The sequence below is a fragment of the Actinomycetospora sp. TBRC 11914 genome (genome assembly GCF_012933465.1).
GTDB lineage: Bacteria > Actinomycetota > Actinomycetes > Mycobacteriales > Pseudonocardiaceae > Actinomycetospora.
In genome coordinates this window covers 480,507-506,459 of record NZ_JABBND010000001.1, presented here as the reverse complement: position 1 = coordinate 506,459, position 25,953 = coordinate 480,507, and the positions used below count along the sequence as shown (strand labels likewise).

Here is a 25,953-nt window from a genome sequence, read left to right as displayed (position 1 = left end):
CCTCCGGTGGTGGGAAGTCAGGCGACGGGGGCGGGGGAGCGGGGCGCCGGCGCGGGCCGTTCGAGGTCCAGGTCGCGGAGCAGCGGCCCCTGCCCGCCGAGGTGCTCCGCGTGCGACGCCCCGTCCGCCCGCACGACGAGCAGGTACGGGCGGCCTCGGCCGGTGGCGACCACGGCGTAGCGCCCGTCCGCGCCGGCGGTGGCCCGGCCGAGCTGGGCCGCCGCGTCGCTGACGACGGTCACGGTCGCTCCGGTCGCCGGGGCGCCCCCGCGGCGGACCACCCCGCGGACGAGGACGGGCGCGGCCGCCGTCGGGATGGGCGCGGTGTCGGCGCGCTCCGGGATCGGGTTCGGCACCGGGGAGGCCGAGGCGTCCGCCGCCGGGCGCCGCGGCACGAACGCCATGATGACCAGCGCGACGACCGCGGCGGCCGCGCCGAGCAGCATGACCAGCACGAACGCCGCCTCGGTGGGGACGCCGGCCGCCGAGACCAGCGAGGCGAGCAGGACGCCCGCGATCGCGCTGGCGAAAGAGGTGCCCAACGACCGCATGAGGTTGTTCAGGCTGTTCGCCGCGGCGGTCTGCGCCACCGGCACGGCCGCCATGATCAGCGACGGCATCGCGCCGTAGGCGAGCCCGATGCCGCAGGCGATGACCACCGAGCTGACGACCAGCTCCCACACCGAGCCGTGGAACGCGGCGCCGATCCCGTACCCGGCGGCGACGACGACGGCGCCGACCATCAGCGTGGTCCGCGGGCCCGAGGCGGCGCTGATCCGTGCCGAGACCGGCGACATCACCATCATGCAGAGCCCGCCGGGGGCCAGGACGAGCCCGGCGACGAGGATCGACTGCCCCAGGCCGTACCCGGTGCTCGCGGGCAGCTGCAGGAGCTGCGGGTAGACGAGCGACATCGCGAACATCGAGAAGCCGAACACGACGGACGCGAGGTTGGTGAGCAGCACCTGCCGTCGGGCGCTCACCCGCAGGTCGACGAGCGGCTGCGGCGCCCGCAGCTCCCAGGCGCCCCACGCCAGGGCGACGACGACGGCCGTGACGACGAGTCCGACGGTCGTGGGGCTGCCCCAGCCCCAGCTCGAGCCCTTGGACACCGCGAGCAGCAGGCAGACCAGGGCGACGGCGAGCCCGAGGGCGCCGACGGCATCGAACCGGCCGCCCGCCCGCTGCGCGGACTCGGGCACGAGCGCGACCACCAGCACGAGCACGACGACCCCGAGCCCGCCCGCGGCCCAGAACAGCACGTGCCAGTCCGCGGCCTGCGCGACCAGCGCTGCGAGCGGGAGACCGAGCGCGCCGCCGACGCCGAGGGAGGCGCTCATCAGCGCGGTCGCGGACCCGAGCCGCTCGGGCGGCAGCTCGTCGCGCATGAGGCTGATGCCCAGCGGGATCAGTCCGGTCGAGAGTCCCTGCAGCGCCCGTCCGACGATTAACGGGACGAGGGAGCCGGCGAGGGCGGCCACCACGGAGCCGGCGATGAGCATGACCAGGCAGAAGAACATCATGCGGCGCTTGCCGACCATGTCGGCCAGGCGCCCGACGACGGGTGTGGCCACGGCCGCCGTCAGGAGCGTCGCGGTGACGATCCACGCCGTGTCGGCCGCGGAGGCACCGAGCAGGCGCGGGAACTGCGGCACCAGCGGCACCACGAGGGGTCTGCTGCAGCGACACCGTGATGCCGGCGAGGGCGAGCGCGGCGACGAAGGCGGGGGACCGGGTCGGCGTGGTCGCGGGGGGCATGGGGCAGCTCCGGGAGGGATGTCCGGTTCGACCGAGCAATAATGGCAGATACTGCCAGAAAAAGTCGGAGCGGGCCCGGGAGCCCCGCCGTCGGGCGACGACGCGCTGCGGCTCCGGGACGCCGTCGAGACGGTCGCGCGGTGGCGCGGGTCCGCCGAGCTCGAGCGCACCGCGCGGTCGTTCCCCGTGGCGCGGATGTCGTCCAAGCTGGCCCGGACCGACACGTACGTCCGGTAGGTCAGCGTCGACAGGGAGGCCGCCCCATGCCCAAGGAGATCCTCGTCAGCTACGGGGTGGACATCGACGCCGTCGGGGGGTGGCTCGGGTCCTACGGCGGGGAGAACTCGCCGGGCGACATCTCCCGCGGCCTGTTCGCCGGCGAGGTCGGGGTGCCGCGCGTGCTGGAGCTCTTCCGTCGCGCCGGCATTCGCCAGACCTTCTTCTGGCCGGGCCACTCCGTGGAGACCTTCCCCGAGCAGTTCGACGCGTGCGTGGCCGCCGGCCACGAGATCGGGGTGCACGGGTACAGCCACGAGAACCCGATCGCGATGAGCCGCCAGCAGGAGTCCGACGTCCTGGACCACTGCATCGAGCTCATCACGAAGCGCGCCGGGACCCGCCCGACCGGCTACGTCGCGCCGTGGTGGGAGTTCTCGGAGATCACCAACGAGCTGCTGCTCGACCGCGGGCTGACCTACGACCACTCGCTGATGCACGACGACTTCACGCCCTACTACGTGCGCGTCGGCGACTCCTGGACCAGGATCGACCTGTCGGCGTCCGCCGCGGACTGGATGCAGCCGCTGCGCCGCGGCGAGGAGACCGACCTCGTCGAGCTGCCCGCGAACTGGTACCTCGACGACCTCCCGCCGATGATGTTCGTCAAGGGCAGCCCGAACTCCCACGGTTTCGTCAACCCGCGCGACATCGAGCAGCTCTGGCGCGACCAGTTCGACTGGGTCCACCGCGAGCTGGACTACGCGGTGTTCACGATGACGATCCACCCGGACGTCTCGGGGCGCCCGCAGGTGCTGCTCATGCACGAGCGGCTCATCGAGTACATCAACTCGCACGAGGGTGCCCGCTGGCTGACGTTCGACGAGATCGCGCAGGACTTCCTGCGGAGGTCGCCGCGGCGGTCCTGACGGCGGGTGTGGCTCGGCGCCGCGCCGTGCCGACCGGCGCGTCGCCGAGCCCGGCGCGGGACGTCGTTGAATATTCAGCGACCCTCTTCCCCCGGCGTCCGGCGAGGATCAGGATGAGGCGGTCGCCGCCGACCCCGAGGAGCGCCATGGCCGAGCCCGTCGCATCCCGCCCGCCCGCCGTCACCACCGACGTCGTCGTGGTCGGGAGCGGGCCCGCCGGCGCGGCGATGGCCCTGGCACTCGCGCGGTCGGGGGTCGACCACCTCGTCGTCACCCGCTACGACTCGCTGGCCGCCGAGCCCCGCGCGCACATCACCAACCAGCGCACGATGGAGGTGCTCGACGACCTCGGCGTCGCCGACGCGGTGATCGCGCAGGCCACGCCGCAGCACCTCATCGGCACGACGACGTTCTGCACCGCGATCGCCGGCGAGGAGCTCGGCCGCGTCCGCTCCTGGGGCACCGACCCCGACACCCACGCCGCGCACGTGCGGGCGAGCCCGGGACGCGTCTGCGACATGCCGCAGAACCTCATGGAGCCGGTGCTGGTCAACGCCGCGACGGCGCAGGGGTCGCGGGTCCGCTACGGGACCGAGTACGTCTCCCACACCGTCGACGACGACGGGGTGACCGTCACGGTCCGGGACCGGACACGGTCCGACGACGGCGCCGAGTACGACGTCCGGGCGCGCTACCTCTACGGCGCCGACGGCGGGCGCAGCCGGGTCGCCGAGGCCGCCGGGCTGCCGATGCGCGGCGAGATGGGCGTGGCCGGCTCGCTCAACATCGTGTTCCGCGCGGACCTCTCGCCGTGGGTCGCCCACCGGCCGAGCGTCCTCTACTGGGTGCTGCAGCCCGGCTCCGACGTCGGCGGCATCGGGATGGGCCTCGTGCGCATGGTGCGCCCGTGGAACGAGTGGCTCACGGTCTGGGGCTACGACGCCGCGCAGGGCCCACCGGACCTCTCCGAGGAGTTCACGAAAGGCCTGGTGCGCCGGCTCGTCGGCGTGGACGACCTCGACGTCGAGATCGTCGGCAGCTCCGCCTGGACGGTCAACCACATGGCCGCCGAGCACTACGGCGCGGGCCGCGTGTTCTGCGGCGGCGACGCCGTGCACCGGCACCCGCCGTCGAACGGGCTGGGCTCGAACACCTCGATCCAGGACTCGTTCAACCTCGCCTGGAAGCTCGCGCTGGTGCTCCGCGGCGACGCCGGACCGGGGTTGCTCGACTCCTACAGCGCCGAGCGTGCCCCGATCGGCCGGCAGGTCGTGGACCGGGCGAACCGTTCCATCGCCGAGACGGGCCGCATCTTCGACGCGCTCGGGGTCAGCGGGACCGACGCCCCCGACGTCATGCGCGCGAACATGGACGCGCGCAAGCACGCCGGGGCCGGGGCGGAGAAGCAGCGGCGGGCGCTGCGCGAGGCGGTGCGGTTCAAGGCCTACGAGTTCGACGCCCACGGGGTGGAGCTCAACCACCGCTACGTGTCGGGCGCCGTCGTGCCCGACGACCTCGCCCCGGACCCGCTCGCCGCGGTCGAGGACCCGGAGCTGACCTACGCGCCGTCGACCACGCCGGGCGCCCGGCTGCCGCACGCGTGGTTGGCCCTGCCCGGGCGGGAGGTCTCCTCGATCCAGCTGGCCGGGCACGGGCGGTTCACCCTCTTCACCGCGCCGGGCGGCGAGGGGTGGGGCGCGGCGCCCGACGTGGCGTCGGGACTCGTCGCCCTCGTCGTCGTCGGGCCCGGGCAGGCGGTGGAGGACCCGTACGGTGACTGGGCCGCGCTGCTCGAGGCCGAGGGGATCGGTGACACCGGCGCGGTGCTCGTCCGTCCCGACCACCACGTCGCGGCCCGGTTCGCCACCCTGCCCGCCGACCCCGCCACCACCCTGACCACCACGCTCGACCGAGCGCTGTCGCGCACGTGAACGAATCTGGTCGTCAGGACGACCAGATTCGTTCACATGGCCCGGAGGGCCCCATGGACTTCAGTGAGAAGGACTCCGTCGACGCCGTGCTCGCGAGCTTCGCGGACACGCCCGACCCGCGCCTGCGCGAGGTGGTGGAGAGCCTCGTGCGCCACCTGCACGGGTTCCTGCGCGAGACCCGCCCGAGCATCGCCGAGTGGGAGCGGGGCATCGAGTTCCTCACCGCGATCGGGCAGAAGTGCGACGAGCACCGTCAGGAGTTCATCCTGTTCTCCGACGTGCTCGGGGCCTCGATGCTCGTCGAGACGATGGAGGCGCAGCGGCAGGCGCAGGACGCGACGGCGTCGACGGTGCTCGGGCCGTTCCACGTGGTGCGCAGCCCGGAGCGGGCCCTCGGCGACACCATCGACTCGGTCGGCACCGGCGAGCCGTGCCTGATCGAGGGCTCGGTCGCCGACCCGGACGGCAGCCCGGTGCCGGGAGCGCGGATCGACGTGTGGCAGGCCGACGACCACGGCTACTACGACGTCCAGGTCCCCGACGCCCAGCCGCTCGGCAACGGCCGCGGCCTGTTCACCGCCGACGACGAGGGCCGGTTCTGGTTCCGCTCGATCGTCCCGGCGCACTACCCGATCCCGACCGACGGGCCGGTGGGCGCACTGCTGGCCGCCACGAAGCGCCACCCGTACCGGCCCGCGCACGTGCACTTCATCGTCGAGGCACCGGGCTACGTGCCGGTGACCACGCACGTGTTCGTTCAGGGCAGCGCCTACCTCGACTCCGACGCGGTGTTCGCCGTCAAGCAGTCGCTGGTGCGGGACTTCGCGCCCTCCGACGACGCCGCGACGGCCGCACGGCTGGGCCTGCCCAACCCGTTCCGCCGGGCACGGTTCGACGTCGTGCTGCAGCCGGCCGCGGGGGCCGATCGGTGAGGTTCACCGAGCTGCCGCGTCCGACGCGGGTCGTCTTCGGCGCCGGCCGCTTCGCCGAGCTGGGCGAGGAGGTCGCGCGTCTCGGGGCGCGCCGGGTCGTCGTCGTGACCACCCCGGGCCGCAAGGCGCTGGGGGAGCGGGCCGCCGGGTCCCTCGGGGAGCGGTGCGCGGGGGTGCTGCCCGACGCCGTCGAGCACGTGCCGGCCGAGGTGGCCGACGCCGGGGTCGCCCGAGCACGGGAGCTGGGCGCGGACGGGTGCGTCGCGGTCGGCGGCGGCTCGGCGATCGGGCTCGGCAAGGCGATCGCCCGGGACACCGGGGTGCCGCTGGTCGCCGTGCCCACGACCTACTCCGGCTCGGAGATGACCCCGGTCTGGGGCCGGACCGAGGACGGGGTGAAGACGACCGGTCGGGACGAGCGGGTGCGACCCGCCGTCGTCGTGTACGACCCGGAGCTGACGACGTCGCTGCCGGTCGCGACGTCGGCGACCAGCGCGGGCAACGCGCTCGCGCACGCCGTCGAGGCGCTGTGGGCCTCCGACGCGACGCCGGTGACACGGCTCGAGGCTACCGAGTCGGCCCGGGCGCTCGTCGACGCGCTGCCACGGGTGGCGGCCGCGCCGGCCGACCCGGACGCCCGCGCCGACCTGCTCTACGGCGCGTGGCTCGCCGGGGCGGGGCTCGCGGTGACGACGATGGGGCTGCACCACCGGCTGGCCCACGTGCTCGGCGGCGGGCTGGACCTGCCGCACGCGGGCACCCACACCGTGCTGCTGCCCCACGTTCTGGCCTGGACGCTCCCGGCGGCACCCGAGGCGGCCGCGGCGCTGGAGCGGGCGCTGGGCGGGGAGCCCGTGGCGGTGCTGCGGCGGACGTTCGCGGACCTGGGTGCGCCGACGACCCTGGCGGAGCTGGGCGCGGACGAGGAGCGGAGCTGGACCAGTCAGCTCGACGTGCTGGCCGAGCGGGCCGTGTCGCCGCCGCCGGCGCACCCGAGGGTCCCGACGGCGTCCGACGTCCGGACCCTGCTCGAGGAGGCCCGGCGCGGCTAGGTTGCCGGGATGGCCCAGCCCCTCGGACGACGCGAGCGCAAGAAGGCGGCCACCCGCCGTGCGATCGCCGACGCCGCGCTGGAGCTGTTCACCGAGCGCGGGTTCGAGGCGGTGGGGGTCCGCGAGGTCGCCGAGGCCGCGGACGTGTCGACCGCGACGCTGTTCAAGCACTTCCCCGGCAAGGAGGCGCTGGTCTTCGACGAGGACGGCGACGCCGGGGCCGCGCTGGTCGCCGCCGTCCGGGACCGGCCCGCCGGGCAGGGGATCGTCGGCGCCCTGCACGCCCACCTGCGCGGGGTGGTCGCCGCCCTCGACGCCGACGACCCGCAGGTCCGGCGCTTCCTCGACCTCGTCCAGAGCTCCGAGGCGCTCCGCGAGTACGCGCGGCGGCGGTGGCTGCGGCACGAGGCCGCGCTGACGGCGGCGATCGTCGCGGAGTGCGGCGACCGCGTGCACCCCACGACGTGCGGGGCGCTCGCCCACTTCGCCCTCGAGTCCCTCGGGCTCCTCGCCGGCGAGCCCGACCCCGTCGCGGCGCTCGACCGGATCCTCGTGCTGCTCGAGCAGGGGTGGCGCGCGCACGTGCCCGGTGCCTCCGGCTTGTGAGCACTAAAGGTCGGTATAGCGACATGTCTGTATACCGACCTTCAGTGCTCACGAGCGCGCAGCGCACCGGCCGCCCGCTCCCGAGTGGGCTCGCATGGCTGCGGCGGTGACCCTCGGGGTCCACTCGGCGGGTGCCGTGGCCGGCCGCCCGCTCCCGAGTGGGCTCGCATGGCTGCGGCGGTGACCCTCGGGGTCCACTCGGCGGGTGCCGTAGCCGGCCGCCCGCTCCCGAGTGGGCTCGCATGGCTGCGGCCGTGACCTTCGAGGTCCACTCGACGGTGCCGGGGCCGCCCTCGCGCATCGCCGGCGCACGGTGCACCGTGCTGGACATGACCATCGGGACCGGGACGACGACGCCGCCGTACCCCGTGTCGCCCTTCGCGGGGCGCGGGGCCCTCCGACGACCCGTAGACAGCCGCCACCTCGGTGTTGCTCGAGCCGGCGTTCGACACCGATGGCGAGCTGGCGACGCGATGCGGCTGCGCGGCTTCCTCGTCGACCCCACCTAGATCGAGGTCCGGTTCGCGGCGCACCCGGCGGTGCACACGGCGAAAGCGACGGGGTCGAGGGGAACGACGGGGCGACGGTGGCGGTCGGGTTCCTGACTGGAGGACGGGGTCGCCGACCCGGGCGACCTGCGGGCGTGGTGCGCCGAGGTGCTGGCGCCGTTCAAGGTGCCCGCCTCGGAGCAGGTGCTCGACGAGATGCCGACGACGTCGAGCACCCATGGTCTTAAGGTCCGGAAGAAGGTGCTCGCTGCGCTCGCCCATCAGCACCGTCGGCCGATTTGTCCATCCGTCGACTGAGAGAGAGCTGGTCCAGCCACCGGGACCGGACCAGCCGCCAGCTACAGGGCCGCGATCAACGTAACGCCTCCCACAAGGACCATCGCGATGAAGATGGCGAGGGCGACGGGCAACAGCACGCCGCGCACGGCGTACACGAGCGCGGCTACTGCGAAGAAGAAGGAGACTGGATGGACGCTGACGAGCTGAACGAGGCTTGGAGACAACACTGGGGCTCCCAAGAGCAGTACCTAGCCGCCTAAGGGCGGCTAGACGTCCTGACAAAGACGGATGCATCGCCGACCACTCGTCGACGTGCGTGCTGGTCGGACCGCAGGAGGTCCGATGGAAGGGCTGCAGTCAGAGCGGGGCCAGATCAAGACCCGTCGCGCACGAGAGCATCCGGCTTAGCCCTGCTGGGGGCTTGCCAAGAGGTCTAGAGTCGAGCGTCGTCCCAGGGTCCTGCTAAGAGTCCGGGGCACACTGCTCGACGGCGTGCTTGATGCATACCTTCGGCGCAGTAGAGCGCCGCAGCTGGTGCTCCCAAGGCACCGGCTGTGGCGCTCGTCGCCACCCACGAGAGGGTCAGCGACCTGTCATCTTCAGCTCGCGATGTCTACCTCCTGATCGCTTTCAACTCTGCGTAGTCGGACGACCGGCTAGCGAACCTGACAGTAATGAGGATGAGGGACCACCTGCGGGAAGGCAAGCAAGTGCCTCTGTCACTTGCCCGAGAACCTTGGGCTCGTTCGTGTTCGATCTTGAACCTGTCCCGTAACCTTGCCGGCCTCGGCAGCGTTGAAGAGCCGATGTCCAGGGCCTTCGACGACACGCTTACGAGTACGACACGCTGAGGGGGTCTCGTAACGATCGAGCAGGTACTGCGATACCCTCGCGGAGAGCGAGCCTGGCACATGCCAGGGGCAGATGCTTTCGGCACGTGCTTCTGGCGTCCTAGCCACGAGCCCGGGCCGGACCTTCAGCAGGTGAGGTGAAGTGGAGCGGACGACTGCGACCCTTCGCAGGAAAGAGCTGGGTCGACGGCTTCGCGAGCTGCGCACCGCCGGATCGTGGACTATGGAAGATGCAGCCAGAGTGCTACATTGCTCGACTGCCAAAATCAGTCGCTTGGAGAGTGGGACGCGTTCAGCGAGTGTGCGAGACGTGCGCGATCTCTGTGGATTCTATAAGTTGGCAGACAATGAGATCGCCGAACTCGAGGAGCTCGCTAGGCAGAGCCACCAGAGCTCCTGGTGGCAGAGCTATAGCCTTACCTATGGAACTTTCATTGGCCTCGAGCAATCAGCGGAGACTATCTCGGAATACGCAACGCTCATAGTCCCCGGACTGCTCCAAACTTATGATTTTGCGAAATCGGTGGTCAGTACACTCGAGCCTAGCCTGACGGAGTTGGTCGTCGAGGATCGTGCGAAAGCTCGCATAGCCAGGCAGGAGATCCTGGAGCAGAATGACCCGCCAGACCTGTGGTCGATAATCGACGAGCTAGCTCTCTTTAGGGTAGTTGGCAGTGAAACGATCATGGAGAGGCAGATCGAGCATCTAATTGAGATATCGCGACTGCCAAATGTACACCTCCAGATTATCCCTGTAACCGAAGGCTTGTACCAGGGGTATCCTTTCCATTTTACCCTCCATGAATTTAGCCAAGAAGACATGAGGCCGGTTGTTTATGTCGAAGGACAGTCCGGAGACCTCTACCTTGAGCGCGGCGATGAGACTTCCAAATATCGACGCTTATTCAACGAACTCCGTTCGATCGGAAATGGACCTCGCGAATCAAGGGTCCTACTCGAGAAGCATCTAAGGCGTCTCGCTCCCCGTTAGTCCAGCACGAGAGAAAGGTTGAAGATGTCGTTCTCGAGCAAGGACCGCCCCGGACTGAGTTGGCATAAGGCCAGCTCCAGCATGGCAAACGGCCAGTGTGTCGAGGTGGCGCGCTGCGATAGCATCATCGCGGTCCGCGACTCCAAAGAGCCAGACGGTCCAGCATTGACCTATACAGCCGGTGAGTGGGTCGCATTCGTGGAAGCCGTCAAGCTTGGCGAATTTGATCATCTCGCGCCCGGTTAGCGGGAGCGTTCCCTCGGGATCCAGGAGGCTCTCGCGCTGCAATTCTGAAGTCCACACGGCTGCTCGCATCGGGATGCGTCGGCACAGAACAGTGAGTCTTCGGTGGCTACGTCCGCTGGAGCCTGCGTCATAGTGTGGCGGCGCAGCAAGCTGTCATCGAGTTGCGCCGCAATTTGTCGCCTCATTTGACCGGATCCTTCGCTGAAGGACGGTAGGGGTCGCGTGGAGCGCTCGTCCTGGGCTACCGACATTCGACGATAGCTCATGTTCTGAGTACTTGCGCCAAACTTCCTCGGGTCTCAAGGAGTCAGCCAGGGAGGAAGGTGCTCGCCGAGCTCGCCCGTGAGCACTTTCTGGGGCTATAACACCAGAAAGTGCTCACGAGGGCTCCGCCCACCTAGTAGTTCTGCACGTGCTGGAACCCGAACCGGCCCTTGATGCACAGGTGCCCGTGGGTCACCGAGTGGTCGTGCGGGGAGGTCACGTTGACGATCGTGTTGTGCTGCACGTGCAGGTCCAGCGTGCAGCCGACACCGCAGAACGAGCAGATCGTCGACGTCACCGTCTCGTCCTCGGGGTCCCACTCACCGGCCTCGCGCAGTTCGTGCTCGGCCACCGACTTCAGCGCGCCCGTCGGGCACACGCCGATGCAGTTCCCGCAGTACACGCAGGCCGACTCGGGCAGCGGCACCGCGAACTCCGTCGAGATCGTCGCGTCGAAGCCCCGACCGGCGACGGCGATCGCGAACGTGTTCTGCGCGTCGGTGCCGCACGCCTCGACGCACTTGTAGCAGAGGATGCAGCGGGCGTAGTCGCGCACGTAGAGGTCGTTGTCGACGGTGACCGGCTGCGCGACGGTCGCGCGGGTCTCGCCGTCGGGCTCGGCGTGGTGTCCGGGGTGGCGGTTGCCGCGCTCGCCCGCCGCGGCGGGCGGGCCGACGGGGCCGTAGCGCTCCGGGTCGGCGCCGTACTCGACCGACCAGCGGGCCACGTCGTCGCCGGCCTGGGACATGTCGTTGGCCGACCCGAGCAGCTCGAGCACCATCCTGCGGCTGTGCGCGACCCGCTCGGTGTCGGTGCGCACGACCATCCCGTCCTCGACCCGCCGCGCGCAGGAGGGCACCAGCGGGCGCGAGCCCTCGACCTCGACGACGCACACCCGGCACGCGTTCACCGGGGTGAGGTTGGGGGCCTGGCACAGGCGCGGGGTGTCGCACCCGGCCCGGTCGAGGACGTCCAGGATCGTCGCGTCCTCGGGGACGCGGTGCTCGACGTCGTCGACGGTCACCGAGACCAGCCGCCGGATGGTGCCCAGGTCCACGAGTGTCATGACGACTCCACCCCGTTTCCTCCCGTCGCTCCGCTCGCCCCGACGAGTCCGAGCTTCAGGGCCGACCGCACCGCCGACGCCGCGGTCTGCCCGAGGCCGCAGATCGAGGCGTCGGTCATCACGCGGTCGACGTCGGTGAGCAGTTGCAGTTCCGTGGTGCGCCCGCCGATCTCGCGCCCGCGCACGATCCGCGCGAGCGCCTCCTCCTGGCGCACCGTCCCGACGCGGCAGGGCACGCACTGCCCGCACGACTCGTCGCGGAAGAAACCCGCGATCCGGCGCAGCACCGGCGCGAAGTCCGTGTCGTCGTCGAAGCACAGCACGACGCCGGACCCGAGGCTGGCGCCGATCTCCCGCGTCCCCTCGAGGGTGAGCGGGACGTCGAGCTGGTCCGGGGTGACGAACGAGCCCGCGGCGCCGCCGAGCAGGATCGCCCGCAGCCGGGGCGGCACGCCGCCGGCGAGCTCGAGGAGCTCGCGCAGCGTCGTGCCCATGTCGACCTCGTAGACACCGGGCCGGGCGATGGTGCCGGCCAGGCAGAACAGCTTCGAGCCCGTCGAGCGCCCCGACCCGACGGCGGCGAACTCCGGACCGCCCTCGGTGATGATCCGCAGCACGTTGACCAGCGTCTCGACGTTGTTGATCACAGTCGGTTTGCCGAACAGGCCCGCGACCGTCGGGAACGGCGGCTTTGCCCGGGGCTCGCCGCGGCGGCCCTCGAGCGAGTTCATCAGCGCGGTCTCCTCGCCGCAGATGTAGGCGCCGGCGCCGCGGCGGACCTCGAGGTCGAACACCCGGCCGGAGCCCATGACGTCGTCCCCGAGGAGCCGGTGGTGGCGGGCCTCGTCGATCGCGTGGCGGACCGCGCGCTCGGCGGCCGGGTACTCGCCGCGGATGTAGAGGTAGCCGGTGCGCGCCCCCACGGCGATCCCGGCGACCGTCATCGCCTCGACGAGGGCGAACGGGTCGGCCTCCATAAGCACGCGGTCCTTGAAGGTGCCGGGCTCGGACTCGTCGGCGTTGCAGACCAGGTACTTCTCCGGCTCGGGCGACCCGGCGACGGCGGCCCACTTCGTGCCGGTCGGGAACGCGGCCCCGCCGCGTCCCGTCAGCGACGCGGTGGTCACCTCGTCGACGACGCGGGCCGCCCCGACGGCGAGGGCGCGCCGCAGCCCGGCGTACCCGCCGGCCGCGCGGTACGCGTCGAGGTCGGCCGGGTCGGCGACCCCGACCCGCGCGAGCAGGTGCAGCCCGTCGGCGCCGGCCTGCGGGGTGGAGACGACGGGGTCGGGGCCCGGGACGTCCGCGCCGCCGAGGCCCTCGAGCACGGTGGTGACGTCGGCCGGGGCGATCTGCTGGTGGTCCCCGAGCCCGTCGCCGGCCTCCGGTTCGGCCCGCTGCAGGAACACCGCCGGCGCCCGCTCGCACATCCCCAGGCACGGGCTGCGGGTCCAGGTGACGTCCTCGCGCGCCCCCGGCGGGCCGAGCCGGTCCTCGAGGGCGGCGCAGAGCGCCTCGCCGCCGAACGCGGCGCACCCGACGTCGTCGCACACGTGCGCGGTGCGCGGCGCCCGCGGCGTGACCGAGAACAGCGCGTAGAACGTGGCGACGCCGTAGGCCTCGGCCGGCGGGACGCCGAGCCGGGCGCACACGTGCCCGAGGGCGCCGCGGCTGATCCAGCCGACCGCGTCCATGACGGCGTGGAACGCGGGCAGGAGGAGGTCGCGCCGCTCGCCGGCCGGGAGGGGCCCCGGGGTGTCCGGGTCGGCCGGGACGACCGCGTCGATCGCCGCCCGTTCGGTGTCGGTGGGCGCGTCGGGCAGCAGCGCTAGGTCCACCCGGTGACTCCTCTGCTCACGATCCGGCCACCGGCACCCGCGTGTCGGGAACGGGGCGTTCCTGCCGCTCGGCGTCTGCCACGAGGCGTTCCGGACGTCCCGGGAGCTTCTCGATCCGGACCGCCGTCGCCTTGAACTCCGAGGTCCCCGACTTCGGGTCCCACGCCTCGTTGGTGATGAGGTTGACGTCGACCTGCTCGGAGAAGTGCGGCGTGATGAACGCCAGCCCCGGCCGGGCCGCCTCGTCGAACCGGACGGGGGCCTCGACGGCGCCGCGCCGCGACACCACCCGCACCAGCTCCCCGTCGTCGACCCCCAGCGCCTTCGCGTCGGCCGGGTCCACGCAGAGCGCCTCGTCCCGGCGCAGCGGCGAGGAGTACCCGCCGGTCTGCACCCCGGAGTTGTAGGAGTCGAGCCGGCGCACCGTCGTCAGCCGCAGCGGGAACTCCGCGGTGAGCACGTCCAGCGGGCCGGCGTGCTCCACCCCGGCGAACGGGGCGGGCGTGCCGCGCGCGGCGGGATCGCGCTCCCAGAGCCGGGTGTGCATCGTCGGGGTCCCCGGGTGGTCCTCGGACGGGCAGGGCCACTGCAGCCCGCCGTGCTCGGTCAGGCGGGCGTACGACATCCCGGCGTGCCAGTTCAGCGACACCGACCGCAGCTCGTCCCACACCTGTTCGGCGCTCGGCTCGCCCCAGTCGTGCCCGAGCCGCGTCGCGAGGGCGCAGAGGATGTGCGTGTCCGGCCGCGCGAGTCCCGGCGGGTCGATCGCCTTGCGCACCCGCTGCACCCGCCGCTCCGACGAGGTGACGGTGCCCTCGTACTCGCACCAGTCCGCGCAGCTCGGCAGCACCACGTCGGCCAGCTCGGCGGTGGCCGTGCGGAAGATGTCCTGGACGACGAGGTGGTCCAGCCCGGTGAGCAGCTTCCGGGCGTGCGCGACGTCGGCCTCGGACTCGGCGGGGTTCTCCCCGACGACGTAGACCGCGCGGACCTCGCCGCGCTCCATCGACTCGAACATCTGCGAGAGGTGCAGCCCCTTGGACCGCGGGATCGGCGCGCCCCAGACCTGCTCGAAGCGGGCCCGCTCGACGTCGTCCTCCACGTCGTAGCCGCCGGGCAGCCGGTTCGGGATGGCGCCCATGTCGCCGCCGCCCTGCACGTTGTTCTGCCCGCGCAGCGGGACCAGGCCCGAGCCCCAGCGCCCGACGTGCCCGGTGAGCAGCGCGAGGTCGATGAGGGCGCGGACGTTGTCGACGGCGTTGTGGTGCTCGGTGATCCCGAGCGTCCAGCACAGCTGCGCGCGGTCGGCCGTCGCGTACGCGATCGCGGTGTCGCGGATCAGGCCGGCGTCGACCGTGGTGACCTCCTGCGCCCGCTCGAGCGTCCACGGCTCGACCGCCGCGGCGTACTCGTCGAACCCTGTGGTCGCGCGCTCGATGAACGCCCGGTTCTCCAGACCCTCGTCGAGGATCACCCGGCCCATGGCGTGCGCGAGCGCGATGTCGGTCCCGACGTCGAGGGCCAGGTGCCCCCGCGCCCACTTCGCCGAGGACGTGCGCCGCGGGTCGACCACGTAGAGCCCGGCGCCGCGGCGGATGCCGGTGAGCACGTGGTGGAAGTAGATCGGGTGGGTCTCGCGCGCGTTGGAGCCCCAGAGCAGGACGAGGTCCGTCTCCTCGACCTCCTGGTAGGCGCTGGTGCCACCACCGGCGCCGAACACTGCCGTCAGACCGACGACGCTGGGAGCGTGTCAAGTGCGGTTGCAGGAGTCCACGTTGTTGGACCCCATCACCACCCGCGCGAACTTCTGGGCGACGTAGTTCATCTCGTTCGTCGCCTTGGAGCAGGAGAACATCCCGTAGGCGCTCCCCGGGACCCCGCGGAAGCCCGCGGCGGCGCGTTCGAGTGCCTCGTCCCAGCTCGCGGGACGGAGCTCGCCGTGCTCGCGCACGAGGGGCTCGGTGAGGCGGACGTGGCGCGGAGCGCGCATGGGGATCGACCTCCGACGTGACGGACGTGTCGTGGCTCACGCTAAACGCCGTGGAGATCAAGTGCGACCCGCCTCACAGGCGTGATCACACCGCGTTCACCTCACCGTTCACCTCTGCGGAACGGAGATCCCCGCGAGGAGTCCGGCCAGGCCACGGGTGTCGGGGTCCAGGCTCACCGCGATCACCCGCTCGGCGACCACGATCAGCGGCTCGGCCGCGGTGTTGGCCAGGTGCGCCAGCAGCGCCGCGCCCGCGTCCGGGGTGAGCTCCATCGCGTCGGCGAGGACGTCGACCGCCCGTCCGAGGTGGCGGTCGTGCTCCACCGCGGACCAGGACGGCCAGCCCGGCGGCGGCGGCCCGTCGCGCGGGGCCGACATCGGGGGGAAGGGCGAGGCCCGGGACGTGGCGGCCGCAGGCTCCGCGGCCGCGGGGGCCGGGGACGTCGCGAGGTGGACCAGGTAGCCGCGCAGGAGCAGCCCGGCCGGCCAGCGCTCGTCCGGATCGGCCGGGTGCCCGACCGCGACCACCTGGTGGACCGTCCCGTCGACCGACACGATCCGGTGCCGGCAGGTGTAGGCCAATCGGTGGGCGACGGCATCGGCCATCACGTGCTCCACGCGCGCCCGATCGTCGGGGTGCTTGTGGGAGATGACGAGCGCGCGACTCGGCCGCACGCCGCCGGCGGGGTATCCGAGCAGGTGGAACATGGTGTCGTTCCAGACCCACCGGTCCGAGCTGGGATGCCAGGTGTAGGCGCCGACCCGGTCCATGGCACCCCCCGACGGTTGTGGGCCCGGACGAGCGGAGGGTAGCGGGGCGCCCACTGATCGGGGGAGGCCGTCCCCTACCGGGGTACCGGCGGTCGGCCGGTATCTGGGCCTGCGTCAGCCGGGGGCGTCGGTCGGGAGCTCCACGACCAGGTCCGACCCGTCGGCCGCCGCGCGGTAGGTCAGCTCGCCGTCGTGGGCGCGCACCAGCGCCCGGGCGATCGCGAGGCCCAGCCCGGCGCCGCCGGAGTCGCGGGCCCGGGCGGAGTCCAGACGCACGAGCCGGTCGAAGATGCGCTCGCGGTCGGCCTCGGCCACCGGCTCGCCGTCGTTGTGGACCACCAGCCGCGCGCCGGCGTCGTCCCCGGCCCCGACCGTCACCCGGACCGCCCCGCCGCCGCGCACGTGGCGCCGCGCGTTGTCGAGCAGGTTCACCAGCACCCGCCGCAGCTTGTCCTCCTCCCCGGGCACGACGACGGGTCCGTCGGCCACCACCGCGACGTCCAGCCCGGGGTCGACGAGCCGCAGCCGTCCCACCTGGTCGGTGGCGAGCGCGGTGAGGTCCACCGGGTGGCGGTCGAGCTCCGCCCCGCCCTCGATCCGGGCGAGGTCGAGCATGTCGGTGACCAGCGACGAGGCCCGCGAGGTCTCCCGCACCAGCGCGATCGCGAGCTCCTCGCGGGTCTCGCGGTCCTCGTCGGAGTCGCGCACCAGGGTCTCGGCCAGCGTCTGCATCCCGGCCAGCGGGGTGCGCAGCTCGTGGGCGGCGTCGGAGAGGAAGCGCCGGGTCGTCGCCTCCGAGCGGCGGGCCTCCTGCTCGGCGGCCCGGGCCGACGTCGCGGCGTCGAGCGCCTCGCGGGCCGAGGCCTCGGCGCGCTGCCGGGCGGCGTCGAGCGCGTCGAGCATCTCGTCGAACGCGGCGGCGGTGCGCCCGATCTCGGTATCGGTGGTGGTGGGACGCAGCCGCCGGTCACGGTCGCCGTTGGTGATCGCGCGGGCGACCCGCGTCATCGCGTCGAGCGGGCGCAGTGCCGCGGACACGCCGCTGAAGAGCACCACCGCCGAGATCGCCAGCCCGACCAGCCCGACCCCGATCAGCACCCCGCGCAGCCGGTGCACCACGGTGTCGACCTCGCCCGGGTCGACCGACAGGTGCACGACGGTGCCGTCGGCGAGCGTCTTGTCGACCCCCGGGCCCGGGGCGCGCGGTCCCGGGCGCCCCGGCCCGCCGTCGGGACCGTCCGAGTCGTGACGATCCGCGCCGGGGCCGTCCGGCCCGGCGTGGGGCGGCTTCGGCGGGCCCGCGACGCCCTGCAGCACCGTCCCCGTCGGCGACAGCCGGACGGCCCGCACGCCCTGCCCGTCGAGCAGCGCGACGAGCTGGTCGGCGGGCACCCCCTGCGCGACCAGGCCGTCGAGGCGGGAGGACCGCTCGGCCAGCCGGGTCTGCTGGTCGCGGTCGAGCGCCGCGGTGAGCGCGAGGTCGACGACGAGGCCCGCCACCAGGAGGGTCACCGCGACGACGGCGACCACCGTCGCGGTCACCCGCCAGCGCAGCGAGCGGACCGGGACGATGCGGCGGGTCCCGCCCCTCACGTCCGGTCCCCGGCGGGGCGCAGCGTGTAGCCCAGCCCGCGGCTGGTGTGCACGATGCGCGGGCCGTGCGCCTCGAGCTTGCGGCGCAGCGCGGAGAGATGGACCTCGACGAGGTTCGGGTCGTACGCGTCGTAGCCCCACACCTGGGTGAGGATCTGGTTCTTGCTCACCACCCGGCCCCGCTGCTCGGCGAGGTAGCGCAGCAGCCGGAGCTCGGTGGCGGTGAGCCCCAGCGGCGCCCCGGCGCGGGTCGCGATCCCGTCCTCCTCGTCGATCACCAGGTCCCCGACGACGAGGGCGGTCGGCGTGCGTCCCCGGCGGCGCAGCACCGCGCGGACCCGGCTGGTGAGCTCCTCGAGCAGGAACGGCTTGACGACGTAGTCGTCGGCGCCGGTGTCGAGCCCGCGCAGCCGGTCGTCGAGGGCGTCGCGGGCGGTGACCATGACGATGCCCGCGTCGGTGCGGTCGCGGACGACCTCGAGCAGCGTGAACCCGTCGCGCCCCGGCAGCATGACGTCGAGCACGACGAGGTCGGGCCGGAACCCGTCGAGCGAGTCCTCCAGCGCCGAGCCGTCGGCCAGGCCGCGCGCGGCGTATCCGGAGCGGTCCAGCGCGCGCACGATCGACTCCCGCATCGTCGTCTCGTCCTCGACGACGAGCACCCGCGGGCCGGGTCCGCTGCTCATCACGACCCATCAGACCAGGCAGGGCTGAACGGTGCCTGAAGCCGGGGCCGTCCCTGAAGCGTGGCTGAGGAACGCGGGCGGCGGCGCGGACCTCAGGGACGCTTCAGCTCGGCCGTCCACGGTCGGTGCCGTGCCCCACCCGGGGCCCACCGACCGTGAGCGGAAGGACCCAGATGAGCGAGAACGAGCCGCCGACCACCCCGGCGACGCCGACCCCGCACGACGCCGCCTCCGGGACCGCCCCGGACCCGGCCCCGCGCGGGTCGCGCTGGTCGCGGCTGCGGCCCCGCGGCCGGACGGGGACGGTCCTCGTCGGCGTCGGCGGGTTCGTGCTGGGCCTCGTCGTCGCGGGCGTCCTGGTGCTGGCCACGCCCCTGGGCGACCACGGCGGCGGCCGGGGCGGGGGTCCCGACGGCGGCCCGGGTGGGCCGGGGCGGGTCCACGGCGGCCCGGGTGGTCCCGGTGGCTCGGGTGGTCCGGGTGGCCGTGGGGGCCCCGACGCCGGGCCGGGCCGCGCCGCCCCCGGTGCGGGCGGCCCGGTCATCCAGGTGCAGCCCGGCGGCACCGTGATCGTCCAGCCGGGGGCGACCGTGCAGCAGGCCGCCCCGTCGGCATCGGCGGCCCCGGCCCCGGCGGCCCCGGCTCCGGCGTCCCCGGCTCCGGCTCCGGCCGCCCCCGCACCGGCGTCCCCCGCGCCGGCCGCCCCGGCACCGACCGGCTGAGCCCGCGGCGGCGTGCTCAGCCCGCGGCGGCCGCCTCGCAGCGACCGCGCAGCGTCTCGAGGTCGGTCGCGACCACGGCGGCGTCGCGGGCCACGTCGTCGTCGGTCATGCCCGGGCGGCGGCGGACCGTGAACACGACCTCGGCGCCGTCGTCGTGGGGCAGCACGCGCAGCGGGTTCAGCACCTCGGTGCCGTCGGGCATGCGGACGGTGTGGTCGAGCACCCCGAGGTCGTTGGGCGGGACGAAGCGCACCGTCACGTCGCCGAAGGGGGAGGACGCCGACCAGGACCCGTCGTCGAGCGGGGTGACCGTCGCCGTCGCGAGCCCGGACGCCCAGTGCACGAGGTTCCGCGGGTCGGCCGCGTAGGCGTGGACCTCCCGCCACGGCCGGGCGATCACCCGCGAGACGTGTCGGGTTCCGGCATCGGTGTCCGTGCTGGTCACGGCGCCCGATCCTGCCACCACCCCGCAGCGCTGCGGCCGCCGCGCGCGGAGACGACGATGCCGGGGTGACCGGACCTCGCGCGACGGTGGTCGGGGCCGGGATCGTGGGCCTCGCGGCCGCGTCCCGGCTGCTGGACGCGGGCTGGCGGGTGACCGTCCTCGCGGACCGGCCCACGGCCGCGTCGACCTCCCACCTCGCGGCCGCCGTCTGGTTCCCGACCCGGGCCGACCCCCGCGACCGCGTGCTCGCCTGGGGCGCGGCGACCTTCGCCGAGCTCGCCGACCAGGCCCGCCGCGGGGTCCCGGGCGTCCTCATGCGGGAGAGCCTCGCGCTCTACCGGGAGGACCCCGGGACGCCGTGGTGGGCGGCCGCGGTGCCCGACCTGCGCCCGGCACGACCCGACGAGCTGCCGGCCGGCTACGCCCACGGCCTGCGGTTCGCGGTCCCACTGGTCGAGATGCCGGTGCACCTGCCGTGGCTCACCGACGACCTCCTCGCCCGCGGGGCCGGGTTCGTCACCCACCGCCTGGACCGGCTCGACGACGCCCCGTCGGTCACCGGTGGCCCCGACCTCGTCGTCGCCGCCCCCGGGCTCTCCGCCCGGGAGCTGGTGCCGGACGCGGCGGTCGTGCCGGTCCGGGGGCAGATCGTGCGGGTCACCAATCCCGGGCTGACGCTCTCGGTCCGCGACGAGGGCCACCCGGGCGGGCGGGCCTACGTCCACCCGCGCACGGACGACGTGATCCTCGGCGGGACGCTCGACGAGGGCGTCTGGGACGCGACTCCCGACCCGGCCACCGAGGCGGCGATCGTCGCCCGCTGCACCGACCTCGTGCCGGAGCTCGCCCACGCCGCGGTGCTCGGCAGCGTCGCCGGCCTGCGGCCCGCGCGCCCCACCGTGCGGCTCGAGCGCGGGACACTCGCCGACGGGACACCGGTGGTCCACGACTACGGGCACGGCGGCTCGGGGATCACGCTGTCCTGGGGCTGCGCGGACGAGGTGGTCCGCCGGTCCGCCGGCCCCTGAGCGCGCCCATCGCGCAGCCTGGTTCCGCCGGTCCCAGGATGAGGGGTCCCTCGCGGCGGATCCCGTCGGCGACGCACGGTGGAGACCGCACGGTTCCACGACGATCCCGGAAGGCGCTCATGCCCTCTCTCCCCACGCACGACCTGCCCGGCGGCACGGCCCGCCTGGGCGACCTCGAGGTCACCCGCGTCGGCTACGGCGCGATGCAGCTCGCGGGGCCCGGGGTGTTCGGCCCGCCGAAGGACCGCGACGAGGCGGTCCGGGTGCTGCGGACCGTGGTCGACCTCGGCATCAACCACATCGACACCTCGGACTTCTACGGTCCGTACGTCACCAACGAGATCCTCCGCGAGGCCCTCGCGCCCTACCCGGAGAACCTCGTCATCGTCACGAAGGTCGGGGCGTTCCGCGACGACCAGGGCGGGTGGCCGGCCGCGCTCGAGCCCGACCAGCTGCGGCAGGCGGTGGAGGACAACCTGCGGCGCCTGGGCCTGGACACCCTCGACGTCGTCAACCTGCGCCTCGAGGCCGACCACGCGAACCACATGGCGCCGATGGCGCAGCCGGTGGCCGAGCGGTACGGCGTCCTGGCGGAGCTGCAGCAGCAGGGCAAGATCCGCCACCTCGGGATCAGCACCGCCTCGGCCGAGCAGGTCGCCGAGGCGCAGGGCGTGGCGCCCGTCGTGTGCGTGCAGAACGCCTACAACCTCGCCCACCGCGACGACGACGCGCTGGTCGACTCGCTCGCCGCACAGGGCATCGCGTACGTGCCGTACTTCCCGCTGGGCGGGTTCTCGCCGCTGCAGTCGCAGGCCCTCGACGACGTGGCGAAGCGGCTCGACGCGAGCCGGATGTCGGTCGCGCTGGCGTGGCTGCTGCAGCGCTCGCCGAACATCCTGCTCATCCCCGGCACCTCGTCGGTCGAGCACCTGCGCGAGAACGTGGCCGGCGCCGGGCTCGAGCTCCCCGACGACGCGATCGCCGAGCTGGACGCGATCGGCGCCTGACGCGCACCGGGGCCCGCCGCGGCACTACGCGGCGGGCCCGATGACGCGTGGTGGCGCGCTCGGCTCAGTGCCGGCGCCGGACGGCGGCCCCGGCCTCCCGGGTGGCCAGCGACCCCGCGATGGCGGCGACGAAGGCGACGCCGAGCCAGAGGGCGGCCCAGCCGGCGGCGTGCTGCACGCCCTCCGCCGTCGGGGCCGCGCCGGTCCCGAGGGTGGTCGCGGCGCCGCCGAGGCTGCCGACCAGCGACCCCGCGCCGGCCAGGCCGAGCCCGACGACGGCGAGGACGGTCAGCGCCCAGGTCGCGGCGCCCTCGAGCAGCGCCGTTCCGGGCGCCGTGCGGGTGTGGGACGTGGCGCCGCACGCGGCGCCGCCCACGAGCAGGGCGACGACACCGAGGACGGCGCTGACGATGCCGCTGGTCGCGTCCCCGCGCTCCGGCCCGAGCCAGCCGAAGGCGAGGCACAGCAGCTGGAGGACGAGGTAGACGGGCAGGGCGACGATGGCGCCCAGCCACGGGGCGCGCCAGCGCAGCCCGGGCTCCGGCGTGGCGGCCGGTATCGACCCGTCGCGCAGGGACGCGTCGTCGGTGCCGGTCGGCCGGTACGTCGTGGTCTCGGTCATGAGGGGCGGGACCTCCTCTGCATCCTCCGGACGCGCGGGGCGCCCGGCACGTCGCCCGGTCGCGCACATGCGGCGACCAGGCGCTCCCACGGGCTGGCGAGTCAGACCGCACGGATCGGGTCGACGCGGCGACGCCGCCTCGAAACGCCGCGGCGGTGTGACGGGATCGGAGGACGACACCCCTGGTCCCCGGGCCGCTCCGGTTTGCGGGGAGCTGGGCCCGGTGGCAGCGTCCGCGCCCACGGTTGACCTCCCCAGCCGGGACCCTCGTCGCCCCGGCGACACCCGGACGTCCCTCGCGGAGGTCTCGAAGTGGAGATGCCCCGGCCGCTCGCGGCCGCCCTGCGCCGCTGGCCGCTCGTCCGCCAGGCCACCGGCCCCGACCCGCTCGCGCGCGGGGAGGCGGCGCGGTCCAACGCCCCCGACCCGTGGCGGGCGCGTACCGAGGACGCCGACACGGTGACCCGCTCGGTGTGCCCGTTCTGCGCGGTGGGCTGCGGGCAGCGGATCTACTCCCGTGAGGGGCGGGTCACCCACATCGAGGGCGACCCCGACTCGCCGATCAGCCGCGGCCGGCTCTGCCCGCGCGGCTCGTCGAGCCTGTCGCTGGTGACCTCGCCGACCCGCGTGACCAAGGTCCGCTACCGGCGGCCCGGCGGCACCGACTGGGAGGACCTCGACCTCGACACGGCGATGGACATGATCGCCGACCGGGTGGTCGACACCCGTGCCCGCACCTGGCAGGACACCGACGACGACGGCCGCGTGCTCAACCGCACGCTCGGCCTCGCGCACCTCGGCGGGGCCACGCTGGACAACGAGGAGAACTATCTCCTCAAGAAGCTGTACACCGCGCTCGGCGCCGTCCAGGTGGAGAACCAGGCGCGCATTTGACACTCCTCCACCGTCCCCGGTCTGGGGTCCAGCTTCGGGCGCGGCGGCGCCACCAACAGCCAGCAGGACATCGCGCAGGCCGACTGCGTGGTCCTCGAGGGCTCGAACATGGCGGAGGCCCACCCGGTGGGCTTCCAGTGGGTCATGGAGGCCAAGGCCCGCGGCGCGAAGATCATCCACGTGGACCCGCGGTTCACCCGGACCAGCGCCGTCGCCGACACCCACGTGCCGATCCGGCCCGGGACGGACATCGCGTTCCTCGGCGGCCTGATCCGCCACGTCCTCGAGAACGAGCAGGACTTCCGGGAGTACGTCCTCGCCTACACCAACGCCCCGATGCTGGTGCGCGAGGAGTTCGTCGACGCCGGTGACGACGGGCTGTTCTCCGGCTGGGATGCGGACGCGCGCGCCTACGACACCTCGACGTGGCAGTACGAGGGCGCCGACGTGGCGGCCGCCTCGGGGGACCGGGACAAGTGGGACTCCGACGAGCACGCGCCGTCGGCGCGCATCGAGTCCCACCGCGTCACGCACCTGCTCGGCCAGTCCGAGTCCGCCGGATCGGGCGGGGCCCGGTTCCGCGGGGACCCCGTCCGCGACGACACCCTGCAGCACCCGCGCTGCGTCTACCAGGTGCTCAAGCGGCACTTCGCCCGCTACACCCCGGAGATGGTCTCGCGGGTGTGCGGGATGAGCCCGGAGCAGTTCCGGCAGGTCGCGGAGGCCGTCTGCGCGAACTCCGGCCGCGAGCGCACCACGATGTGGGTCTACTCGGTGGGCTGGACGCAGCACACCGTGGGCGTGCAGTACATCCGCTGCGCGTCGATCCTGCAGGGGCTGCTCGGCAACGTCGGCCGTCCCGGTGGCGGGATCATGGCGCTGCGCGGGCACGCCACGATCCAGGGCTCCACCGACATCCCGACCCTCTACGACCTGCTGCCGGGCTACATCCCGATGCCCCCGAAGCACACGCGGATGAGCCTGGACGACTTCGTCGAGGCCGACTCGGCGACCAAGGGCTTCTGGGGCAACATGCGCGCCTACGTCGTCAGCCTGCTCAAGGCCTGGTACGGCGACGCCGCCACCGCGGACAACGAGTACTGCTTCGGCCTGCTCCCGCACATCGACGACGACCACAGCACCTTCACGACGGTGCTCAACATGATCGACGGGCGCTGCGAGGGCTACCTCGTCCTCGGCGAGAACCCGGCGGTGGGCACGACCAACTCCAAGCAGCAGCGCCACGGGCTCGCGGCCCTCAAGTGGCTCGTCGTCCGGGACCTCCAGGAGATCGAGACCGCCACCTTCTGGAAGAACGGGCCCGAGATCGAGACCGGGGAGATGCGCACCGAGGACATCGACACCGAGGTGTTCCTGCTCCCCGCCGCGACGCACATCGAGAAGGCGGGCTCGTTCACCAACACCCAGCGGCTCCTGCAATGGCGCCACCAGGCGGTCGAGCCGCCCGGTGACGCGCGCAGCGACCTGTGGTTCGTCCACGAGCTGGGGCGCCGCATCCGCGAGCGCCTCGCCGACTCCCCGCACGCGCGGGACGCGGGGATCCGGCAGCTCACCTGGGACTACCCGACCGAGGGCCCGCACGGGGACCCCGACGCGCACGCGGTGCTCGCCGAGATCTCCGGGTTCCGCGCGGACGGCACGCCCGTGGACGGCTACACCGAACTGCGCGACGACGGGTCCACGTCCTGCGGGTGCTGGATCTACTCCGGGGTCTTCGCCGACGGCGTCAACCAGGCCGCCCGGCGCGAGCCCGCGGGCGGGGAGAGCCCGGCCGCGCTGGAGTGGGGCTGGGCCTGGCCGATGAACCGGCGGGTGCTCTACAACCGCGCCTCCGCCGACCCCGAGGGCCGGCCGTGGAGCGAGCGGAAGGCCTACGTCTGGTGGGACGAGGAGGCCCGGCGGTGGACCGGGCACGACGTCCCCGACTTCGAGGCGGAGAAGCCGCCGTCCTACCGGCCCCCCGAGGGCGCGCAGGCCCAGGACGCGATCGGCGGGGACGAGCCGTTCATCATGCAGGCCGACGGGCGGGTGTGGCTCTACGCGCCGACGGGCCTCGCCGACGGGCCGCTCCCGACGCACTACGAGCCCGAGGAGGCCCCGAGCCGCAACGCGCTGTACCCCGGGGCGCGGGCCAACCCGGTGCGGCAGCGGTTCGACCGGCCCGACAACCGCTACAACCCGCCGGACCACGAGCCCGGCGCCGAGGTGTACCCGTACGCCTTCACCACGTTCCGCATCGCCGAGCACCACACGGCGGGGGGCATGAGCCGCTGGACGCCCTACCTGGCGGAGCTGGCCCCCGAGATGTTCGTCGAGGTGTCCCCGGCGCTCGCGGCGGAGCGGGGCCTGGAGCACACCGGGTGGGCCACGATCGTCACGGCGCGCTCGGCGATCGAGGCCCGGGTGGTGGTGACGGAGCGGATGAAGCCGCTGCGCATCGACGACCGCGTCGTCCACCAGATCGGGCTGCCGTGGCACTGGGGCCCGAACGGACTGGTCACGGGGGACGCCGCCAACGAGATCATCGGCATCTCGCTGGACCCCAACGTCCACATCATGGACACCAAGACCGGGACCTGCGACGTGGTCGCGGGACGGCGGCCGCGCGGGCCGGCGCTGCCGGAGTTCGTGGAGTCCTACCGCCGCCGGGCCGGGATCGGGATCACCGGGGAGTGACGGACCGCCGCTGACGGGCGCCGGGGGGAG

21 protein-coding genes are annotated in these 25,953 nt (G+C 73.4%); 12 read left to right on the top strand and 9 right to left on the bottom strand.

Going from position 1 to position 25,953, the window contains the following annotated elements:
- Positions 1-17: 17 nt before the first annotated feature.
- Positions 18-1,655, bottom strand: coding sequence for an MFS transporter (locus tag HH311_RS02435; protein ID WP_312029892.1), 1,638 nt, complete (start codon positions 1,653-1,655; stop codon positions 18-20).
- A 366-nt stretch (positions 1,656-2,021) separates the two neighbouring features.
- Here HH311_RS02435 and HH311_RS02430 point away from each other — a divergent pair, with 366 nt between their 5' ends.
- From HH311_RS02430 to HH311_RS02395, 8 genes are all read left to right on the top strand, one after another.
- Positions 2,022-2,903, top strand: coding sequence for a polysaccharide deacetylase (locus tag HH311_RS02430; RefSeq protein ID WP_169181966.1), 882 nt, complete (start codon positions 2,022-2,024; stop codon positions 2,901-2,903).
- 146 nt (positions 2,904-3,049) lie between these two features.
- Complete coding sequence (locus tag HH311_RS02425; RefSeq protein WP_169181965.1) at positions 3,050-4,834, top strand: FAD-dependent monooxygenase; 1,785 nt, start codon at positions 3,050-3,052, stop codon at positions 4,832-4,834.
- 53 nt (positions 4,835-4,887) lie between these two features.
- Positions 4,888-5,766, top strand: a complete 879-nt coding sequence (locus HH311_RS02420) for a dioxygenase (RefSeq protein ID WP_169181964.1) — start codon at positions 4,888-4,890, stop codon at positions 5,764-5,766.
- The gene (locus HH311_RS02415) at positions 5,763-6,818 is read left to right on the top strand and encodes a maleylacetate reductase (RefSeq protein WP_169181963.1); all 1,056 of its coding nucleotides are present in this window, start codon (positions 5,763-5,765) and stop codon (positions 6,816-6,818) included. Before HH311_RS02420 ends, HH311_RS02415 begins: the two co-directional genes overlap by 4 nt.
- A 9-nt stretch (positions 6,819-6,827) precedes the next feature.
- Positions 6,828-7,424, top strand: a complete 597-nt coding sequence (locus HH311_RS02410; protein WP_169181962.1) for a TetR/AcrR family transcriptional regulator — start codon at positions 6,828-6,830, stop codon at positions 7,422-7,424.
- A 656-nt stretch (positions 7,425-8,080) separates the two neighbouring features.
- Entirely contained in the window at positions 8,081-8,230 is a 150-nt protein-coding gene (locus tag HH311_RS02405; RefSeq protein ID WP_169181961.1) for a hypothetical protein, read from the top strand.
- Positions 8,231-9,205: 975 nt separating this feature from the next.
- A complete protein-coding gene (locus HH311_RS02400; protein ID WP_169181960.1) occupies positions 9,206-10,054 on the top strand; it encodes a helix-turn-helix transcriptional regulator in 849 nt (282 codons plus the stop codon).
- Between the two features lie 24 nt (positions 10,055-10,078).
- Positions 10,079-10,300, top strand: a complete 222-nt coding sequence (locus HH311_RS02395) for a DUF397 domain-containing protein (protein ID WP_169181959.1) — start codon at positions 10,079-10,081, stop codon at positions 10,298-10,300.
- Positions 10,301-10,697: 397 nt separating this feature from the next.
- Here HH311_RS02395 and HH311_RS02390 read toward each other — a convergent pair whose 3' ends face one another.
- The 6 genes from HH311_RS02390 to HH311_RS02365 all read right to left on the bottom strand — a co-directional run bounded on the left by HH311_RS02390 (position 10,698) and on the right by HH311_RS02365 (position 18,508).
- Positions 10,698-11,630: a 2Fe-2S iron-sulfur cluster-binding protein gene (locus tag HH311_RS02390; RefSeq protein WP_169181958.1), complete on the bottom strand. Its 933-nt coding sequence runs from the start codon at positions 11,628-11,630 to the stop codon at positions 10,698-10,700.
- Positions 11,627-13,468 carry an NAD(P)H-dependent oxidoreductase subunit E gene (locus tag HH311_RS02385; protein ID WP_169181957.1) on the bottom strand — a complete coding sequence of 614 codons (1,842 nt, stop codon included), beginning with the start codon at positions 13,466-13,468 and terminating at the stop codon, positions 11,627-11,629. Before HH311_RS02385 ends, HH311_RS02390 begins: the two co-directional genes overlap by 4 nt.
- A 16-nt stretch (positions 13,469-13,484) precedes the next feature.
- Positions 13,485-15,458, bottom strand: coding sequence for a molybdopterin oxidoreductase family protein (locus HH311_RS02380; RefSeq protein WP_169181956.1), 1,974 nt, complete (start codon positions 15,456-15,458; stop codon positions 13,485-13,487).
- 108 nt (positions 15,459-15,566) lie between these two features.
- Positions 15,567-16,229, bottom strand: coding sequence for a PAS domain-containing protein (locus HH311_RS02375; RefSeq protein ID WP_169181955.1), 663 nt, complete (start codon positions 16,227-16,229; stop codon positions 15,567-15,569).
- Positions 16,230-16,343: 114 nt separating this feature from the next.
- On the bottom strand, positions 16,344-17,822 hold the full coding sequence (locus tag HH311_RS33055; protein ID WP_169181954.1) for a cell wall metabolism sensor histidine kinase WalK: 1,479 nt from the start codon (positions 17,820-17,822) through the stop codon (positions 16,344-16,346).
- The gene (locus HH311_RS02365; protein WP_169181953.1) at positions 17,819-18,508 is read right to left on the bottom strand and encodes a response regulator transcription factor; all 690 of its coding nucleotides are present in this window, start codon (positions 18,506-18,508) and stop codon (positions 17,819-17,821) included. The genes HH311_RS33055 and HH311_RS02365 overlap by 4 nt, the downstream gene beginning before the upstream one ends.
- Before the next feature lie 173 nt (positions 18,509-18,681).
- Between HH311_RS02365 and HH311_RS02360 the strand changes: the two genes are divergently transcribed.
- Positions 18,682-19,230 (top strand): hypothetical protein, encoded by a 549-nt coding sequence (locus HH311_RS02360; protein ID WP_169181565.1) that lies wholly within the window; start codon positions 18,682-18,684, stop codon positions 19,228-19,230.
- 16 nt (positions 19,231-19,246) lie between these two features.
- Here HH311_RS02360 and HH311_RS02355 read toward each other — a convergent pair whose 3' ends face one another.
- Positions 19,247-19,675 carry an SRPBCC family protein gene (locus HH311_RS02355; protein WP_169181952.1) on the bottom strand — a complete coding sequence of 143 codons (429 nt, stop codon included), beginning with the start codon at positions 19,673-19,675 and terminating at the stop codon, positions 19,247-19,249.
- A gap of 65 nt (positions 19,676-19,740) precedes the next feature.
- Here HH311_RS02355 and HH311_RS02350 point away from each other — a divergent pair, with 65 nt between their 5' ends.
- Together HH311_RS02350 and HH311_RS02345 are read left to right on the top strand one after the other, a co-directional pair.
- Entirely contained in the window at positions 19,741-20,703 is a 963-nt protein-coding gene (locus HH311_RS02350) for an FAD-dependent oxidoreductase (RefSeq protein WP_169181951.1), read from the top strand.
- Positions 20,704-20,822: 119 nt separating this feature from the next.
- Positions 20,823-21,710 (top strand): oxidoreductase, encoded by an 888-nt coding sequence (locus tag HH311_RS02345; protein WP_169181950.1) that lies wholly within the window; start codon positions 20,823-20,825, stop codon positions 21,708-21,710.
- 64 nt (positions 21,711-21,774) lie between these two features.
- Here HH311_RS02345 and HH311_RS02340 read toward each other — a convergent pair whose 3' ends face one another.
- Positions 21,775-22,332, bottom strand: a complete 558-nt coding sequence (locus HH311_RS02340; RefSeq protein ID WP_169181949.1) for a hypothetical protein — start codon at positions 22,330-22,332, stop codon at positions 21,775-21,777.
- Between the two features lie 318 nt (positions 22,333-22,650).
- On the opposite strand from HH311_RS02340, the gene fdh reads away from it, so the two are divergent.
- The gene (gene fdh / locus HH311_RS02335) at positions 22,651-25,923 is read left to right on the top strand and encodes a formate dehydrogenase (RefSeq protein ID WP_169182611.1); all 3,273 of its coding nucleotides are present in this window, start codon (positions 22,651-22,653) and stop codon (positions 25,921-25,923) included.
- Positions 25,924-25,953 lie beyond the last annotated feature (30 nt).